The organism is Cobetia amphilecti, from assembly GCF_020217465.1.
In the GTDB taxonomy this organism is placed as follows: Bacteria; Pseudomonadota; Gammaproteobacteria; order Pseudomonadales; family Halomonadaceae; genus Cobetia; species Cobetia amphilecti.
In genome coordinates, this window is sequence record NZ_CP084115.1 from 1,302,498 (window position 1) to 1,319,038 (window position 16,541).

Annotated in this window: 16 protein-coding genes; 9 read left to right on the forward strand and 7 right to left on the reverse strand. The window is 62.9% G+C overall.

Annotated features, from left to right (window positions below):
* Nucleotides 1-5 precede the first annotated feature (5 nt).
* From rimK to LCW13_RS05540, 3 genes are all read right to left on the reverse strand, one after another.
* The gene (rimK, locus tag LCW13_RS05530; RefSeq protein ID WP_043335225.1) at nt 6-914 is read right to left on the reverse strand and encodes a 30S ribosomal protein S6--L-glutamate ligase; all 909 of its coding nucleotides are present in this window, start codon (nt 912-914) and stop codon (nt 6-8) included.
* A gap of 197 nt (nt 915-1,111) precedes the next feature.
* The gene (locus tag LCW13_RS05535) at nt 1,112-1,621 is read right to left on the reverse strand and encodes an ATP-dependent zinc protease family protein (protein WP_082388802.1); all 510 of its coding nucleotides are present in this window, start codon (nt 1,619-1,621) and stop codon (nt 1,112-1,114) included.
* A gap of 476 nt (nt 1,622-2,097) precedes the next feature.
* Nucleotides 2,098-3,222 carry a DUF3549 family protein gene (locus LCW13_RS05540; protein WP_153635365.1) on the reverse strand — a complete coding sequence of 375 codons (1,125 nt, stop codon included), beginning with the start codon at nt 3,220-3,222 and terminating at the stop codon, nt 2,098-2,100.
* Between the two features lie 780 nt (nt 3,223-4,002).
* Between LCW13_RS05540 and LCW13_RS05545 the strand changes: the two genes are divergently transcribed.
* From LCW13_RS05545 to LCW13_RS05555, 3 genes are all read left to right on the forward strand, one after another.
* Nucleotides 4,003-4,737 (forward strand): amino acid ABC transporter substrate-binding protein, encoded by a 735-nt coding sequence (locus LCW13_RS05545; RefSeq protein WP_197738747.1) that lies wholly within the window; start codon nt 4,003-4,005, stop codon nt 4,735-4,737.
* 147 nt (nt 4,738-4,884) lie between these two features.
* Nucleotides 4,885-5,559 (forward strand): amino acid ABC transporter permease, encoded by a 675-nt coding sequence (locus LCW13_RS05550; RefSeq protein WP_043335389.1) that lies wholly within the window; start codon nt 4,885-4,887, stop codon nt 5,557-5,559.
* Nucleotides 5,556-6,320, forward strand: coding sequence for an amino acid ABC transporter ATP-binding protein (locus LCW13_RS05555; RefSeq protein WP_131431600.1), 765 nt, complete (start codon nt 5,556-5,558; stop codon nt 6,318-6,320). The genes LCW13_RS05550 and LCW13_RS05555 overlap by 4 nt, the downstream gene beginning before the upstream one ends.
* A 202-nt stretch (nt 6,321-6,522) precedes the next feature.
* On the opposite strand, the gene LCW13_RS05560 is transcribed toward LCW13_RS05555, so the two are convergent.
* Together LCW13_RS05560 and LCW13_RS05565 are read right to left on the reverse strand one after the other, a co-directional pair.
* The gene (locus tag LCW13_RS05560; protein WP_054556810.1) at nt 6,523-6,789 is read right to left on the reverse strand and encodes a late competence development ComFB family protein; all 267 of its coding nucleotides are present in this window, start codon (nt 6,787-6,789) and stop codon (nt 6,523-6,525) included.
* 199 nt (nt 6,790-6,988) lie between these two features.
* Nucleotides 6,989-8,977: a cation:proton antiporter domain-containing protein gene (locus tag LCW13_RS05565; protein WP_082388800.1), complete on the reverse strand. Its 1,989-nt coding sequence runs from the start codon at nt 8,975-8,977 to the stop codon at nt 6,989-6,991.
* Between the two features lie 75 nt (nt 8,978-9,052).
* Here LCW13_RS05565 and LCW13_RS05570 point away from each other — a divergent pair, with 75 nt between their 5' ends.
* Both LCW13_RS05570 and LCW13_RS05575 read left to right on the forward strand, forming a co-directional pair.
* Entirely contained in the window at nt 9,053-9,418 is a 366-nt protein-coding gene (locus LCW13_RS05570) for a YqcC family protein (protein ID WP_153635368.1), read from the forward strand.
* A gap of 117 nt (nt 9,419-9,535) precedes the next feature.
* Nucleotides 9,536-10,036 (forward strand): gamma-glutamylcyclotransferase family protein, encoded by a 501-nt coding sequence (locus LCW13_RS05575; protein WP_153635369.1) that lies wholly within the window; start codon nt 9,536-9,538, stop codon nt 10,034-10,036.
* A 135-nt stretch (nt 10,037-10,171) separates the two neighbouring features.
* Here LCW13_RS05575 and brnQ read toward each other — a convergent pair whose 3' ends face one another.
* Both brnQ and LCW13_RS05585 read right to left on the reverse strand, forming a co-directional pair.
* Nucleotides 10,172-11,512: a branched-chain amino acid transport system II carrier protein gene (gene brnQ / locus LCW13_RS05580; protein WP_197738709.1), complete on the reverse strand. Its 1,341-nt coding sequence runs from the start codon at nt 11,510-11,512 to the stop codon at nt 10,172-10,174.
* 269 nt (nt 11,513-11,781) lie between these two features.
* Nucleotides 11,782-13,080: a DUF1853 family protein gene (locus tag LCW13_RS05585; protein WP_153635370.1), complete on the reverse strand. Its 1,299-nt coding sequence runs from the start codon at nt 13,078-13,080 to the stop codon at nt 11,782-11,784.
* Between the two features lie 1,267 nt (nt 13,081-14,347).
* On the opposite strand from LCW13_RS05585, the gene LCW13_RS05590 reads away from it, so the two are divergent.
* From LCW13_RS05590 to LCW13_RS05605, 4 genes are all read left to right on the forward strand, one after another.
* Nucleotides 14,348-14,689 carry a hypothetical protein gene (locus tag LCW13_RS05590; RefSeq protein ID WP_153635371.1) on the forward strand — a complete coding sequence of 114 codons (342 nt, stop codon included), beginning with the start codon at nt 14,348-14,350 and terminating at the stop codon, nt 14,687-14,689.
* Between the two features lie 87 nt (nt 14,690-14,776).
* Nucleotides 14,777-15,109, forward strand: coding sequence for a hypothetical protein (locus tag LCW13_RS05595; protein ID WP_153635372.1), 333 nt, complete (start codon nt 14,777-14,779; stop codon nt 15,107-15,109).
* 96 nt (nt 15,110-15,205) lie between these two features.
* Complete coding sequence (locus tag LCW13_RS05600) at nt 15,206-15,538, forward strand: hypothetical protein (protein ID WP_043335408.1); 333 nt, start codon at nt 15,206-15,208, stop codon at nt 15,536-15,538.
* Between the two features lie 105 nt (nt 15,539-15,643).
* Entirely contained in the window at nt 15,644-15,976 is a 333-nt protein-coding gene (locus LCW13_RS05605; RefSeq protein WP_153635373.1) for a hypothetical protein, read from the forward strand.
* Nucleotides 15,977-16,541 lie beyond the last annotated feature (565 nt).

Genomic DNA, 16,541 nt, shown 5'->3' on the forward strand with positions numbered 1-16,541 from the left:
AGCCCTTAGCCCTTGGGCTTGGGCGGAATCTTCTTGGCCGGCGCGGCGGACTTGGCGATGTGATCGATGATCAGACCGGCGATGTCCTTGCCGGTGGCCGTCTCGATGCCCTGCAGGCCCGGCGAGGAGTTCACTTCCATGATCACTGGGCCATGATTGGCGCGCAGCAGGTCGACACCGGCGACGGACAGGCCCATGGCCTTGGCGGCGCGGATGGCGGTGGAGCGCTCTTCCGGCGTGATGCGGATCTCGCTCGCGGTGCCGCCACGGTGCAGGTTGGAGCGGAACTCGCCATCGGCCGCCTGACGCTTCATGGACGCCACCACCTTGTCACCCACCACCAGGCAGCGGATGTCGGCGCCACGCGCTTCCTTGATGTATTCCTGCACCATGATGTTGGCTTTCATGCCCATGAAAGCCTGGATCACGCTCTCGGCGGCCTGGTTGGTCTCGGCGAGTACCACGCCGATGCCCTGGGTGCCTTCCAGCAGCTTGATGACCAGCGGCGCGCCCTTGACCATGGTGATCAGGTCGGGGATGTCATCCGGCGAATGCGCGAAGCCGGTGACCGGCAGGCCCAGCCCCTTGCGCGACAGCAGCTGCAGGGAGCGCAGCTTGTCGCGTGAGCGGGAGATGGCCACGGAATCATTGACCACGTAGGTGCCCATCATCTCGAACTGGCGCAGCACGGCGCAGCCATAGAAGGTGACCGAGGCACCGATGCGCGGCACGACCGCATCGAAGTGCTCGATCTCGGCACCCTTGTAATGGATGGACGGGCGGTGCGAGGCGATGTTCATGTAGCAACGCAGCGTGTCCACCACGCGCGCGGTGTGGCCACGTGCCTCGGCGGCCTCGATCAGGCGACGGGTGGAGTAGAGGCGTGAGTTACGCGACAGGATACCGATATGCATGAAATCCTCCGGAGCCGAATGGGCCAGACAGAGATAGGAATGAATCAGAAGAAGACTGACGTGATGCCCGTCAGGAGGCGTGGTATTCGCCGGTGAAGCCTTTGTCGAATCGAGGCGTCACGCGATGCAGATGGCACCGGGGCCAGCGTCTTGAGGCGAGATGCCGAAGCATGCCGCCGCGCGCCTGGCTGGTGCCGTCAGGGTTCGCCGTGCAGATAGGCGGCGCCCGGTGCGACCAGCAGGCGACGCAGGGCACGGCGCCCCAGCAGAATGGGGTGACGCATCTGGGAGCGGTCCACCAGCGTCATGTCGATATCGTAGTCGAGCCCGGCCAGCTTCATGCGCGAGCGAATCGCGTAGCGCCACTCGGCCTGACCATTGGATGAGCGCACGCGGCGGCGATCATGCACCGGCGTCTCGACCGTATGCGGCGGGGAGTCGCTACCGCCGGTCCGGGTGATGAAGCGAACCCACAGATCATCGTTATGTTCGAAGACCTCGATGCTCTCGGCATGCAGCGCACTGGAATGCGCACCGGTGTCGATCTTGGCATTGAGGTGCAGCTTGAGTTCCGGCAGCTCGATCAGCTCACGCCGACCCACCACGCCCCGCGGACGAAAGCCCAGCAGGTCATGATTCAGTGTCTTGAGATCGAGGGGCGGTGCCTTGTCGATGTGATGACGCGAAGTGTTCTTGTGATGCGACATGTTTCATCCTGAATCAGAGGGCGTGAGCGAAGCGGGCAGCGGCTCACGGCATGAAGACACCGGGCAGGCGCGGCACAGCGTAATGTGCGTTGCCGGCATGGCGGGGTAATGGCCAGGCGGGCGCGCAGCATAGTCACTTAACGTACTGACAGCAATCCTTGCTGAAGCCTCTTTTTTCGCCTCACGAATCGGAGATGACGGTGGCGCTGGCAACGCCCGGCAAAACCGCCCCGGGCACGCGGTCATGGCACGCGGTGATGGCGCGCTTTCATCGCCGTCAGACGCCTCGCTTGCGGGCGCTGGGCAAGTCACCCACGGCCACAGGCGCGGGTGGCATCGTGCAACTGGCGCGTCGCAACTTGCCCTGTTCACCGGTGCCGATCAGCCCCGATTCCACGACTCGATCAAGTGTCCGATCAAGTGTCGTGGGTTATGCGCATGATCTCAAGCACTGTCACCTGTGGGCATGCCCGGCGTCAATGACGCGGGGCAGGATTGCCGGTATCGGCCTGGCGAGTTAGGGCGGCGAGCGCCTGACCCAGCGGACTGTCCGCGCTTGCATTGCGCAGCGTCATCAGCACCGGCAGACGCAGACGCGGAATCAGGGCGAGGTCGCGGGCCAGGGCAGCGAAGTTGGCCTGCGGGCAGCTGGCCAGGCGGGTCAGGAAGGCCGGCAGACGTTCGGCATCTTCCAGGTGGGCGTAGCCGCGCGCGGCGATTGCGACCAGCACGTCGACATTGACGGCCTCGTCGTCGGCCAGCAGGGCATCGATCCACTCCGCCGCCGCAGGCCGTGGGCTGGCACCGGCGGCCCGCAGGCAGGCGCACAGCGTCTCCAGGTCCCCCAGGTCACGCGCGGCCTGGCCACGCGCGATCAGGGCGGAGAGCAGCTCGGTCTCGTATTCCTCCGGCAGCTGGCCAGCCAGCTGGGCATGGGCGGGCGGCGCCTGCTCCAGACACAGCGCGATGGCGCGCAGCGGCGTATCCGGCAGGTCAGCCAGACGCTGCACGAAGGCGGCGGCAAGCTCGCCGGACAACTCGCCGCGTCGTGTCAGCACGTCGGCAATGCCCTGCAGGCCCAGTGACGGCCAGTCATCCAGCGGTAGCTGGGCGGTGAGATACTGCTCGGCGAGCTCGTAGTACTGGCTGGCAGGGCGGTCACAATCGAGGCTGGCGCGGGCGTGCAGCATGGCGCGCAGGCTGTCATCCGGCGTGAAGGCCAGCGGGTTGTCCTGCATCAGGTTGTCGATCTTGCCTGCCTCGGCCTGCTGGAGATCAGGCCGGCCGACGGTCAGCGCCGTCTGACCCAGCGTCGTGATCAGGCGTTCGAGGAAGGCGTCGCGTTGCGCGGGAGACAGACGGCCTTCCTCATCCAGCGGCAAGGCCAGAAACCACACCAGCGGATCGTCGAGCCCGGCCGGACGGAACACGCATGCCAGGCGTGCCTGGCCCTTGAAGGGCTGCTCCCACGGCTGCTGTTCGGTCTCGAAGGCTTCGAGTTGCTCAAGACTGAGCGGCGCCAGGGTGCGACCCAGGTGATAAAGGTGCAGCTCGGCGCCGGTGCGTGTGAAGAAGTTGCTCAAGGAAGAGAGAGGAGTCATGAGGCTCACCACGGCTGTGTCTCCGCCACGCCTCGGCTTGGCGTGTGGAAGAACGGAAGAAAAGAGTCTTGTCGAGCATCATTGCCAGGCGTGGCATGTGTCGTTGAGTGACAGCTGCCGGCGCGTGACATGTGCCTGAGCATGTCTGGAATGGCAGCGACTTTAGCGATTCACCGGCTGTCATGCCACCCGCTGGCGTGTGATGGCGGCCAGAGGGAAGAGGGCGACCTGATCCTATTATGGCCGCTCTTTCGGCCCGTAACGGCTTGACAGATTACGCGGCACCTCAAGTCCCGCTGAGCGTTTTGCAGGTTGATGATTTTTTGATCAATTTTCGTCATCCCACGACTGGCGTGGCTTGCAGCGTGACCGAGGCGGGTTATCCACAGCATCGTCCACGGATGGCGTGAATAACTGTCATCCACTTGTCGTCAGGCTGACATCTAGCGCTGCAGGTAGCCCAGACGGCGTCACTGGCCCGCCATGACAGGCATGCTAGAATCGCGCTCATTGACAGAATTGCTGTCTTATTCCTTCTGGTTATGTCCTTAAGGGATGAAATGATTGGGAATGCGGGGCAGTCCCGTTATCCTATACAACCAAATCACATATAAAAGGCTGTGCTTATACCTGTTCTGTTGGCTAGACATCCGCGATCAGCCGAATGTCAGCGACCGTCCAGCGCCAATGGCTCAGTCTTGCGATCCACGAGGAATCCCGATGCGCCAATCACGTTCGCTCGCAGCTGTCTTCTCTTCTACCGCTCTCAAGGGCGCCGTGATGGCTGCCGCGCTGGGCGCGACCACCCTGGGCAGCCTGGCGGCACAGGCTGACACCCTCAAGGTCGGCATGTCGGGCGGCTACTTCCCGTTCACCTTCGTCAAGCAGGACAAGCTGCAGGGCTTTGAAGTGGATGTCCTCAACGCCGTCGGCGAGATCACCGGCGACGACATCGAATTCGTGACCATGAGCTTCTCCGGCCTGATCGGCTCGCTGGAAGCCGGCCGCATCGACACCGTGGCCAACCAGATCACCATCACCGATGCACGCCAGGCCAAGTTCGCCTTCACCCAGCCCTACGTCTACGACGGGGCTCAGGTGGTCAAGCGTCGCGGCAATGACGAGATAACCGGCGTCGAGTCCCTCAAGGGCCACAGCGTGGCGGTCAACCTGGGCTCCAACTACGAAGCGCTGATGAAAGAGCTGCCGTACGCCGACCAGATCGACATCAAGACCTATGAGTCCAACATCGAGCAGGACACCGCTCTGGGCCGTGTCGATGCCTTCGTGATGGACCGCGTCAGCGCAAGCCAGGTGATCCAGAAGACGCCGCTGCCGCTGGAACTGGCTGGCAAGCCGTTCTCGCGTCTGGAGAACGCACTGCCGTTCCGCAAGGACGCCGAAGGCGAGGCCAAGCGTGACGAGGTGGATGCCGCGCTGACCGAGCTCAAGGAAAATGGCCGCCTGGCCGAGATTTCCAACAAGTGGTTCGGCAACGACATCACCACGCCTTGAACATTGCTTGCTGCGCCCTGATACAAGGGCGCATGCCAGGATGTCATGTGCAAACGGGGTGACGGCTTGACCGTCGCCCCGTTGTCGTCATGTCGACGGGTGTCTTTCCAGACCCTCAGCCAAGCCCCCAGCCTGTCCGGATAACGAATGGATACTCTCAATATCGATTACATGCTTGGCCTGTTGCCGGTCATGCTCAAATACCTGCCACTGACACTCAAGATGGCCTGTATCGGCATGGTGGCCGCGCTGGTGCTGGCCTCGCTGTTGGCGGTAGTGCGGGTGCTCAAGGTGCCGGTGCTGAATGCGCTGACCATCGTGTTCATCTCCTTCTTCCGCGGCACGCCGCTGCTGGTGCAGTTGTTCCTGTTCTACTACGGCCTGCCGCAGGTGATGGCGTTCCTGACCCAGATCGATGGCGTCACCGCGACGATTCTCGGCCTGACGCTGCACTTCTCGGCCTACATGGCCGAATCCATCCGCGCTGCCATCGTCGGGGTCGATCGCAGCCAGACCGAAGCGGCGCTCTCCATCGGCATGACCAATGTCCAGCTGATGCGACGCATCGTGCTGCCCCAGGCGGCCCGCGTGGCGGCCCCCACGCTGATGAACTACTTCGTGGACATGATCAAGTCCACGTCGCTGGCCTTCACGCTGGGGGTGACCGAGTTGATGGGCGCGACCCAGAAGGAAGCGGCCAGCAGCTTCCTGTACTTTGAATCCTTCATCATGGTGGCCATCGTCTACTGGGTGATGGTGGAAGGGCTGTCCTTCGTGCAGCGCTGGATGGAGAAACGTCTCAACAAGGCCTATCAGCGATGATTGCAGTCAGAAACCTGGTCAAGAAATTCGGCGGGCAGGCCGTACTCGATGGCATCACTCTGGAAGTGAAGCAGGGTGAGATCATCGTCGTCATCGGCCCGTCAGGCACCGGCAAGTCCACGCTGCTGCGCTGCATCAACTTCCTCGAGCAGCCCGATGGTGGCGAGATCCAGATCGGCGAGCGCAAGGTCGAGGCTACACGCGCCAGCCGTCACGACATTCTCGGTCTGCGTCGCAGCAGTGCCTTCGTGTTCCAGAACTATGCGCTGTTCGCCAACAAGACGGCGCTGGAGAACATTGCCGAGGGCCTGATCGTCGTCAACGGCTGGCCCAAGGCCAAGGCGCACCAGCGAGCGCGCGAGATTCTCGAGCGTATCGGCATGAGCGAGAAGGCGGACGCCTTCCCGGCGGCTCTGTCAGGCGGTCAGCAGCAGCGTATCGGCATCGGGCGCGCCATGGCCGCCCAGGCCGAGGTGATCCTGTTCGATGAGCCGACCTCGGCACTGGACCCGGAATGGGTCGATGAGGTGCTGGAGCTGATGAAGCAGCTGGCGGTCGAGCGCCAGACCATGATCGTGGTCACCCACGAGATGCAGTTCGCGCGGGAAGTCGCCGACCGCGTCATCTTCATGGAAGGCGGGCGTATCGTCGAGCAGGGGCCGCCGAGTCAGCTGTTCAGCGCGCCGAAGGATGACCGCACGCGCGCCTTCCTGCGCAAGGTGCTGGATGAAGTGCCGCCGCAGTGCGCCGAGGGCATCTGATACTGCCCGGTTGAGGTAATGCCCCTCAGGTCACGTGAGGTAACGCCTCGGGCAGTACCTGCGACAGACACAACGGCCACCGCGATATCCATCGCGGTGGCCGTTGTCGTTTCGCTGGCGGTGATCATTAATCCGTTTCTGGTGTTGCAGGGCGCGTTCAGGGCGCGTTCAGGGCGACGCTTCATGGGGCCGCAGCGTGTGGCTAGCCGTGGCGGGGCATCGAGCGCACCTTGTCGAAGGCTTCCTGAAGCGCCATCGAGACGCGCTCTTCCAGCAGCTCCTGCTCGGCGGGTGCCATGTAGAACGCCATGTCGACGTCGTGGCGGATATAGCGGGGCGCCAGCTGATTGAGCGCGATGCAGGCCACGTCTTCGCGGCTGTCGACATCCATGGCGTGGCTATCGGGATGCAAGCGCAGCTGGTCGAGCACCAGCTGCTCCATGTAATTGTGTACGCCTGCGCTTTCCATGTGTATTGCCTCCTGGTGATGGGTGCTATCTCCCATGCAGGGCCGTGCCCCCTGACATGTCGATCCCTTCAGTGTGCTCATCAGTATGTTCATCCGAGCTGACTCTCTGTGACGCTCTCCCTCCCGCACGCCAGCTCGGTTGCTGGCGGCAGGACAGCAGGCGGCGGAGTCTTGGGTGTCGCCTGCCGCTCAAGGCCTGTCAGCCGGTCAGCAGGCGGGTTTCCGCCTCTTCAATATGATCAGCCAATCCCGATAATACCAGTGTATCGCCACACGCCAGCGTCAGGTCGCCGGTGGGTTCTTCCAGGTTCTCGCCACTGGCGCGCACCACGCGTGAGACGAGAATGCCGCACACTTCCGGCAGGGCGATGTCGTCCAGTCGCCGGCCACAGGCCCAGGCATCGGCGGTCAGCGTCAGTGGGTGTCGTCGCAGCAGCGGGTTGCCGCGTTTGTCGGTCAGCTGGGACTGCTGACCATGGAAATAGCCATGCAGCATGCTGTAGCGCGCCTCACGCGCATTCTGGATCGAGCGCGCCACGCGCCGGAAGGGCACCTCGAGATTGACCAGCACATGCGAGACCAGCATCAGCGAGCCCTCGAGTACCTCGGGAATCACCTCGGTGGCCCCGGCGGCCTTGTAGGTCTCGAGGTCCGCGTCATCCTGGGTGCGCACCAGCACCTTGAGGTTCTCGAGTTCCAGCGGCTGGATGGCGCGCAGAATGGCCAGCGCATGCGAGAGCTGATTGACGGTGATCACCACCTGACGGGCGCGCTCGATACCGAGCGCGCGCAGGATTTCCAGACGCTGAGCATCACCGAACACCACCGGCTCACCGGCGCTGGCGGCCTCGTGGACGCGGATGGGGTCGGCATCGATGGCGATCCACTCAAGTTTCTCCTGAGTGAGAAATCGCCCCACCGTCTGGCCGACACGCCCGAAGCCGCACACGATGACATGGCCACTGAGCGGGGCGGTGGCGGCGCTCAGCTCCGCGGTGGTGTGCGGGTTCTCCTGGGTGGGCGTGGTGGAGCGACACAGGCGGCGCGTCAGCTGCTGGTTGTGGCGAATCAGGCTTGGCGTGACTACCAGCGAGCCGATGATGATCGCCACCACCAGGCCGACGGTCTCGTTGTCCATCAGGCGTTGCTGACTGGCCAGGGCCAGCAGCGCGAAGCCGAATTCGCCACCCTGGGACAGCACCAGGCCAGTGCGCAGCGCGCTGTCCAGCGGGCGGCCGGAGAGGCGCGCCAGTCCGGTGATCAGCAGTGCCTTGGTCGCCAGCAGGCAGGCCACGCCGATGACGACCCAATACCACTGGGCCAGCAGCACCTGCGGGTCCAGCAACATGCCCACCGAGACGAAGAACAGCCCCAGCAGGATGTCGCGGAAGGGCCGGATGTCGGCCTCGATCTGATGGCGGAAATGGCTCTCGCCGAGCATCATTCCGGCCAGGAAGGCGCCCAGCGCCATCGACAGGTGCAGGCTGTGGGTCAGCCAGGCGGAGAACAGCGCCACCAGCAGCACGGTGAGCACGAACAGCTCTTCCGAGCGCGCGCGCGAGATTTCCTGGAACACGAACGGCAGCACCCACTTGCCGATCATCAGCATCACCGCCACCAGCCCGAGCCCCTTGATGAGCATCAGGCCCAGGTCGCTGAGCAGCTGGCTGCCATCGCCGGCCATGGCCGGAATCAGGATCAGGAACAGCAGGGCGGCGAGATCCTGGAACAGCAGCACGCCCACGGCGGCGTGGCCGTGGGGGCTGTCCAGTTCATTCCAGCGCGCCAGTTCCCGCGTAACGATGGCGGTGGAGGAAAGCCCCAGTGCACCGGCCGCGACCAGCGCCGCCGCCGGTGACAGGCCAAGCGCCGAGCCCAGTGCCCAGAACAGGCCACTGCATACCGCCACCTGACAGGCACCCAGCCCGAACACCGTGGTCTTGAGGGCGCGCATCCGCGGCACCGAGAATTCGAGGCCGAGCGAGAAGAGCAGAAACACCAGCCCGAATTCCGACAGGAAGGCGAGTTCTTCCGGGCGACCGATCCAGCCCGCCAGATGAGGGCCGACCAGAAAGCCGACCGCCAGATAGGCCAGCACCGGCGGCAGATGCAGGCGGCGGAACAGCGCCGCGGCCACTACCGAGGCTCCCAGCAGTATCATCACATCATTGAACAGCGTGTCTGCCATGCGGCCTCCTGGCCTTCCGTGAGCATCATCGGGATAATAGCGTGAACGAACCATGCATGATTTGACGGAGGTCGCATGAATCCGACTGAACAACCCCAGGACGGCGAGATCGCCGGCAATCCCTACGACGAGCTGCGCGCGCTGCTGGCACGTCTGGAAGCGACCATGAAGGCAGCAGACCTGTGGCGCATGGACACGCCATCCCCGCAGGCCTTCATGAGTGTGGAGCCATTCTGTGTCGATCACATGGACATGGGCCAGTGGCTGCGCTTCGTGTTCATCGCCCGTCTGCAAGCGCTGTGCGATGCCCGCGCGCCGTTCCCCGCCAAGTGTGAAGTGGCGCCGGCCATCGAGGCCTGGTTGAAGGATGCCCGCCCCGAGCGCCGCGTGGCGATGACGGAAGTGATTCGCGAGATCGACACGCTGATCACGACGCACTGATTGCCGGGTAGGGGTCTCACCTCGCACTGAGCCTCCTCTACCCGACACCTCCCACTCTGCCCCTATGCAGGCGTGATGCCCTCGCATTGCGCCTCGAGACAACTGTCAGGAGCTTGCATGGCCTATTACTTCGCCTACGGCAGCAACATGAATCCGGCGCGTGTCGAGGCACGCATCGGCGAGACGCGACGGGCCGTGCATGGTTGGCTGCAAGAGCATCGCCTGAGTTTCGACAAGGCCTCTCGGGTCGATGGTATCGCGCATGCCAACGTGCAGCCTGCGCCGGGCGAGCGCGTCGAAGGCGTGCTGTATGAGCTGCTCGAGGCCGAGCAGATCACGCTGATGGACCCCTTCGAAGGCCGCCCGCATGAATATGAGCGTTTCCTTCATTCCATCGTCACCCGCGAAGGCGTGATCGACGCCTGGGTGTATGTGGCGCTGCCCGAGCGCACCGCCGAGGGCCTCAAGCCGGCACGCGAGTATCTGGAGCACCTGCTTGGCGGGCGTGACTTCCTGACGCCGGACTACTTCACGGCACTGAGCGGCGTCGAGGCCGTGCATGCGCTGGATGACGCCACCCTGGCTCAGCTGGGCCTGTCGCGTAGTACGCCGCGCTGACGGTCGCCTGATAGCTGACGGGTGCCTGTCATCTGTTTTCTGTCACCTGTCATGTCGCAACAAAAAGCCCGCCTCTCGTTGGAGAGGCGGGCTTTCGTGTTTCTGGTCACGCCGCGCGACTGATTGGCGTGAGCCTCAGTCCTGCGCGGCCAGTGCCGGGTCCAGGTTCGTCTGGTCACGACGGCTGGCCAGCATGCCGATGATCAGCCCCGCCAGCGCCGGCGCCAGCCAGCCCAGATTCATCGAGGCCAGCGGCAGCAGCGGCTCGATGCGGTGCGAGATGGCCATCAGCGAGTCGATGCCGCTGGCTTCGAAGCCATCCAGCAGGCTGACCAGCAGCGTCAGGCCCAGGGTCCAGGCGAACACGCGCGGCGCATCATGCAGGCGCGGACGCAGGTAGGACAGCAGCGTCAGCACCAGCACCAGCGGATAGAGCGTCACCAGTACCGGAATCGAGACGCTGATCAGGGTCGAGAGGCCCAGATTGGCGATCAACGCCGAGGCCACGGCCATCACGATCACCAGCAGGCGGTAGGGCACGCTCGGCAGCAGGCGATGGAAGAACTCGCCGCAGGAGGTCAACAGGCCCACCGCGGTGGTCAGACACGCCAGGGTGATGACCAGCGCCAGGATCAGCTTGCCGGCATCGCCGAACAGTGCCTCGACGTAGACCGGGATCAGTTCGCCCTTGGCCGCTTCGCTGACCAGTGCATGGCTGGTGGCGCCCATGTAGGTCAGCGGCAGGTAGACGGCGGCCAGACAGATGGCGGCGATGGCGCCGGCCCACAGGGTGTAGCGGGTCACGTCAGCGGTCGCGGTGATGCCGCGTGCCTTGATCGCCGAGACGATCAGGATGCCGAACACCATCGAGGCCAGCGCATCCATGGTCAGGTAGCCCTGCTGGAAGCCGGTCATGAACGGCGCCTCGGCCCACTCGGGACTCACCGGCCCCAGCGGCCCCTGTGGGTCGATGATGGTGAACAGCGCGATCAGCGCCAGCAGCGCGATCAGCAGCGGCGTCAGCCACTTGCCGACCACATCCATCAACTTGCCCGGGCTCAGCGCGATCAGCGTGGCGATGCCGAAGAACAGCACCGAATGCAGGGCCAGGCCGCTCTGTGCTGACATGTCGATGAAGGGGCGCATGCCCATCTCGAAGGCCACGGTGCCGGTGCGCGGAATCGCGAACATCGGCCCGATGGACAGGTAGATGGCGACGCCGAAGGCCGCGGCTGCCCACTTGGGCAACGGCGAGGTGATCTTGTCGAGGCCACCGCCGATCACGGCCACCGCGACGATACCGGCCAGCGGCATGCCGACACCGGTGGCCAGAAAGCCCAGTGCCGCCGGCCAGAATTCGGCACCCGCGCCCTGACCCACCTGAGGCGGGAAGATGATATTGCCTGCGCCCAGAAAGAGGGCAAAGGTCATGAAGCCCAGCGCCACGATGTCGAGGCTGGAAAGTCGTGTTTTCACTATGACGTCCTACGGATTCAGCAGATGCGTTGCAGCAGGCGTCATCAGGTGACCGATGAGGTGGTCGGTCAGGCAAGAAGACGTGCCGAGAAGCCGTTGGCTAGCGACAGGGGTGGGTCACCAGCAGACCCGGGAGCAGCGGGGTAGTGTTGCGCGCGGGCCGAATGGCGAGATCAGGCTGATGGATTGTCGCCACCCTGATCTGACGCGGCGCATTATCGTTGATTTCACGTGGCAAGACAAAGCCATCAGCAAGCCACGCGGCAGGCTCACTGCGCGGCAGGCGCCGGGGGCGGTAGTGGAATGAAGCTCGGCCAGTCGTCCGGCACCACGAAGATCCGCCATTGCTGGCGGGGCGAGCTGGCGGTGGTCGGCTCGCCGTCAGGCGCCGCCACGCTGCGCTCCAGCCACAGCTGGCGGGGGTGTTGATGCGTGCGCTGGCGGCTATGCTGCTGAGCCGGCGCGTCTTGCTGAGCCGCCGTGACTTGCTGAACCGGTTCGTCCGGCCTGAGGTCGTCAGCGGCAGGTGGCACGAAGTGATCGCGCAGCCAGCGGTCAAGTTCATGCCATGGTTGTAGCGACGCCACGGGCGGGGCGGCCAGCCAGGCAGGCTTTTCCCTGACACAGCCCAACAGCGGGCCGTCATGTATCGGGGAGGCCTCGAGGGTCTGACAGAAGGCAGCGAACTGACTGACGCTCATCCACCAGCCGGCCTGGCGCGCACTCTCGGGATGGCAATGGCGGGGCGGGGGCAGCCAGTCGGCGGGAGCTATATCTGGCTGCCAGGGGCGAAACAGGCAACCGGGCAATGCCAGTTGCTGGCCTGCAAGCAGCGGGGCAGGCGGATCTTCTGCCAGCGGTGAGTTCGTCTCGCTCGCGCCTGCCTGTCTGGCCAGTGCTTGTCTGGCAAGTGCCTGGCGGATCGTCTGCTGTCCGCGCTCGGTATAGGCCAGGGGCAATTGATGCTCAAGGCTGCGCTGATACTTGATGGCGAGGCTGTCGGCGCCGCCGGGGCCTATCCAGCGTGCCGGGCTGTCAGCCGCTTCGGGGCCTTCTGGCAGGCCGAGATAGAACTTGATCGCGACCTCCAGGTGCGTGGGCGCCGTGTCCTGCGCCGCCAGATAGAGCATGTCCAGCTCGCCCAGCGTGATCTTGCCCTGGGAAATCCTGAGGTTGTTGACCAGCAGGTGACTGCCGGGCGCGTGTGCCAGCACGAATTGCCAGAGCAGCTCATGGTAGTGGCCCAGGCGATAGTGGCGGCGCTCATTCACGGCGGCCTCGAGCGCGTGGGGCGCCTGCTCCAGTGTCATCAGCCAGCGGTGGCGGACGCGGTCATCCTCCAGCCCGAGTGCCGCCAGGGACGGGCGCGGGTAACGCGCAAGCTGCAAGAGGTCCGGGGCACTCAGAAGCCAGGCGATATCCCTGACGCGCGGGTGACTGTAGCGCGCGCAGTCGCGGCGCAGGTCGCGGCCGGTCGCACAGGGGGAGTCGGCCCATTGGGCAAAAGGGGGCGATGACTCGGCTGCACCGGGCGATGCATGGGATTGGGCTTCGGGCTCGATAGGCATGACGCCAGTGTATCCCACGTCGGATGACGGTCGATAATGCGCGACTTCGTTCGGGGCTGGCTCTGTGTGAACCGAGCCGAGTGCTGCTTGCCGGCCGTGGTGTCCTGCTGGTGCTCCTTCTCTCCCTCTATCTACTCCCTTCTCCTTTCCCTTCCTCCACTCCCACTCTCTGCTCTCTCTGTCTTCTCGCTCCTTTCCCTCACTCGCCACTCTTTACCCGACCCTTTACGCCAGCCTAGCGCTGCTCACGCGACACTTTCTCGCCGTTTTCTTGACGCTCTTCCACCACGTTCTGCCGTCCACCGCCGGAAATGCGACGGCCGTCCCCAGGCTGTCATCATTTTGACATCGTTGCATGGGTCGCCTAAGCGATTGAAAACGTTGAGATTACTTCGCGTGGGTGGGTGAGGGTGCTTCAGTCCGGGTTGGAAGAGCGCTGAATTGATTCGATGAGAGAATCAATCCTGTTCCGGCGCGGGGATATATCCCGCGGCTCGCGAGGTTCACAATGCACTCCATCAACGTTGCAGCAAATATGCAGGGCTGATGAGGCGGTATTGACCTCGAGCTCTTGGTTGTCGAGCGACATGAATCTTCTCGACATCAGTGGGCAAGGCGTCACCGACTGACAGTGTGAGGGGCAGAATCCACACCCTGAACAATCGGTCAATGAATATTCGTAAAGATTGATGTGCACAATTTCTTGCTGCTAGACGCTGTTTTCAGGCGTCTCAGCCAAAGCAGAAAGAAAAATACGCATTTTCTTGTTTTTGTGGCATCCAGTTCTGCTGTGGCGACGTATAACTCATCAGCACAGCAAGACACACCCTGCAGCGTGCAGCATGTTCGACCAAGGTGGTGGGCGAGACACTGTCTTCCTCAACCAAAGTCGATAGTGATCTGCCAGGCCGAAGCGCCGCTCAAGGGGATGGGCCAGCACGCAAACAAGGAATTCTTGCACTCTCCATGTTGTACAAGTCTTTTTCAGAACCGCTGCAATAGCTTTATGGGTGATGAGAGGGGCAGTAGGGGCAAGCGCTGGGGAAGGCCGTTCGTTTCCAGTGGCGTTGCTCAAAGAGAAACAGTGAGCTTCCAGTTGCACGGCTAGTTTGAGCGCAGCATAACAATTAGTCTGTTAATAATCGAAACGCAGCACGCACCACAGTCAGTGAAGGCCAGGACCCGGACAGGGGTCAGCAAACCACTCCTTCACTGACTGACAACGACTCAAAGCGGAAGCATCCGCACCAGGACCAGGAGATACACCATGAAAAACATTTCCCTCAAGACTCTGATCGCTACCGTCGCCATCGCCACTGCCAGCACCTCCGTATTCGCAGCCGACGATAGCCCTGCCGCCGTGCGCGTCCAGAACGCCATCAGCAGCCAGCAGATCATGGGCCAGACTCAGCCGGCTGCCACCAGCCAGCAGGGCTTCTCCGAAACGGGCATGAGCGTTGCTGCCGGTCGCGTTGAGCAGGCGCTCAATGCTGACCACATCCGTGGCGTCGATACCGCTGCCGTGTCCCAGGCCAACGCCACCGTCAATGATCAGGGCAAGAGCGTCGCCGCTAGCCGCGTTCAGCAGCGCATCAGCGACAACGCCTGAAGCAGAGTGGGCCACGCTGACAACTCGGTGACCCCCGAACATCGCCTCACCTGACATTCGATCCTTGCCCATTTCTGGAGAATCATCATGAAAACCCTGACTTCCCTGATCGCCGCCGCTGCCATTTCCATTGCTGCCACCGGCGTTGCCACCGCTGATGAAAGTGTTGCCGATGCCCAGGTGCGTGCCGCACTGAGTGAACAGGTCATCCACGGCCAGGCGCAGCCCGCCGCGACGCAGCTGAATGCTGCCGAGTCCGGCATGAGTGCCGCTGCCAACCGTGTCGAACAGTCCCTGAACGCCGACACCATCAAGGGTGAGCAGACGCACGCCGTCTCCCGCGGCCAGAGTCTGAGCAACGACAACGGCAAGAGTGTCGCGGCATCACGCTTTGAAGATGCGCTGAACGGCAACGCCTGAGTCTGCAGGTCCTGATTCATGGCCTCAGGCCCGGGACCACAGCAGCACTGATCTCCCTTTTATCTATTCGCTATTCACTTTTTCTGGAGTCATCTAATGAAAACCCTCAATGCCCTTATCGCCGCCGTTGCCCTGTCCGTGACCGCCACTGGCGTCGCCAATGCCGATAGTGTTGCCGACCAGCAGGTTCGCGCCAACATCAGTGAATCCGTGATCCACGGTCAGGCTCAGCAGGCAGCCACTCAGCAGCAGGCCATCACCGATGCAGGCAAGAGCGTTGCGGCCAGCCGTGTCGAGCAGGCGCTGAACAGCCAGACCATCAAGGGCCAGCAGGCGCAGGTCACTCGCGACACCCAGCAGTTCGTCAATGATTCCGGCAAGAGCGTTGCCGCGTCACGTGTCGAGCATGCCCTGAACGACAACGCCTGATGCGTCGCGCCGTCACACTGACGGCAGCGAACAAGGACTCTGCTTGCGACCTGGCTGACCTTTTTACCCGGTTGACCCGATAAAAGATTTCACTGGAGATATTTCATGAAAATGCTCAATACCCTCATCGCCGCCACCGCGCTTTCCGTTGCTGCCACCGGTGCTGCCTTGGCAGACAGCGTCGCTGACCTTCAGGTGCGCTCTGCGCTCAGCGAATCCAGCATCCACGGCCAGGCCCAGTCCGCCGCCGCCGAGCAAGCCACCTTTGCCGATACCGGCATGAGCGTTGCCGCGGGTCGTGTCGAAAGCTCCTTGAACGATGCTGCGATCGAAGGTCAGCGCGAGACCCTGGCGTCCGACTCACAGCAATTCGTCAACGATGCTGGCAAGAGTGTTTCCGCGACTCGCGTCCAGCATGCTCTGAGCGAAAGCGTCTGAGCCAGATTGTCTGAGCCAGGTTGTCTGATTCAGGTTGTCTGAGCCCCGCTCTGATTCGTGACCACGCATGGCAGCAACTGACCCAAGCGTCCCCGTAGCAAGTGTCGTCATGAGCAGCAGCAAGAGTTTTAAGTAGCTAGAGCTTGAAGACATAAGGTCTTGGAGACATAAGGGCTTGGAGACATAAGAGCTCGAAGAATCAAAAGCGTGAACAAGCCAGTCGTAAAGCAGTGTCACTGACACTGATCGCCAGGTGATACCTCGTCGCGAAGTGAAACGACAGTCTGACCCTTCCTGAAATGGCCGGTATCTGTCGGGAGTCATCCCGCGCAGCGACGCCCCGTGCCTCGTACGATGACGTAGAAGGGTCCCGCCATGGGCAAGCCTGAATATCGCGCCATCGTAAACCGCATCCTTGTGGGTAGTGCTTGTTGATGGTCTTTATCAATAGGTCACGTGGGTGATGTCAGTTATCGACTCTGATAGATATCCCGCCTGGATATACCCAGTACTTGAAGTGATCAATGATGTGTCACTTCATGGCAACTCGATAGTGAAAATGAAC

What these genes read in the sequence shown, in the direction of transcription:
- LCW13_RS05535 (WP_082388802.1), bottom strand. Translation starts at nt 1,621, where the DNA reads ATGTCGCATCACAAGAACACTTCGCGTCATCACATCGACAAGGCACCG.
- LCW13_RS05565 (WP_082388800.1), bottom strand. Translation starts at nt 8,977, where the DNA reads ATGGCAGACACGCTGTTCAATGATGTGATGATACTGCTGGGAGCCTCG.
- LCW13_RS05555 (WP_131431600.1), top strand. Translation starts at nt 5,556, where the DNA reads ATGATTGCAGTCAGAAACCTGGTCAAGAAATTCGGCGGGCAGGCCGTA.
- LCW13_RS05550 (WP_043335389.1), top strand. Translation starts at nt 4,885, where the DNA reads ATGGATACTCTCAATATCGATTACATGCTTGGCCTGTTGCCGGTCATG.
- rimK (WP_043335225.1), bottom strand. Translation starts at nt 914, where the DNA reads ATGCATATCGGTATCCTGTCGCGTAACTCACGCCTCTACTCCACCCGT.
- LCW13_RS05545 (WP_197738747.1), top strand. Translation starts at nt 4,003, where the DNA reads ATGGCTGCCGCGCTGGGCGCGACCACCCTGGGCAGCCTGGCGGCACAG.
- LCW13_RS05595 (WP_153635372.1), top strand. Translation starts at nt 14,777, where the DNA reads ATGAAAACCCTGACTTCCCTGATCGCCGCCGCTGCCATTTCCATTGCT.
- LCW13_RS05585 (WP_153635370.1), bottom strand. Translation starts at nt 13,080, where the DNA reads ATGCCTATCGAGCCCGAAGCCCAATCCCATGCATCGCCCGGTGCAGCC.
- LCW13_RS05570 (WP_153635368.1), top strand. Translation starts at nt 9,053, where the DNA reads ATGAATCCGACTGAACAACCCCAGGACGGCGAGATCGCCGGCAATCCC.
- LCW13_RS05575 (WP_153635369.1), top strand. Translation starts at nt 9,536, where the DNA reads ATGGCCTATTACTTCGCCTACGGCAGCAACATGAATCCGGCGCGTGTC.
- LCW13_RS05590 (WP_153635371.1), top strand. Translation starts at nt 14,348, where the DNA reads ATGAAAAACATTTCCCTCAAGACTCTGATCGCTACCGTCGCCATCGCC.
- LCW13_RS05560 (WP_054556810.1), bottom strand. Translation starts at nt 6,789, where the DNA reads ATGGAAAGCGCAGGCGTACACAATTACATGGAGCAGCTGGTGCTCGAC.
- LCW13_RS05605 (WP_153635373.1), top strand. Translation starts at nt 15,644, where the DNA reads ATGAAAATGCTCAATACCCTCATCGCCGCCACCGCGCTTTCCGTTGCT.
- LCW13_RS05600 (WP_043335408.1), top strand. Translation starts at nt 15,206, where the DNA reads ATGAAAACCCTCAATGCCCTTATCGCCGCCGTTGCCCTGTCCGTGACC.
- LCW13_RS05540 (WP_153635365.1), bottom strand. Translation starts at nt 3,222, where the DNA reads ATGACTCCTCTCTCTTCCTTGAGCAACTTCTTCACACGCACCGGCGCC.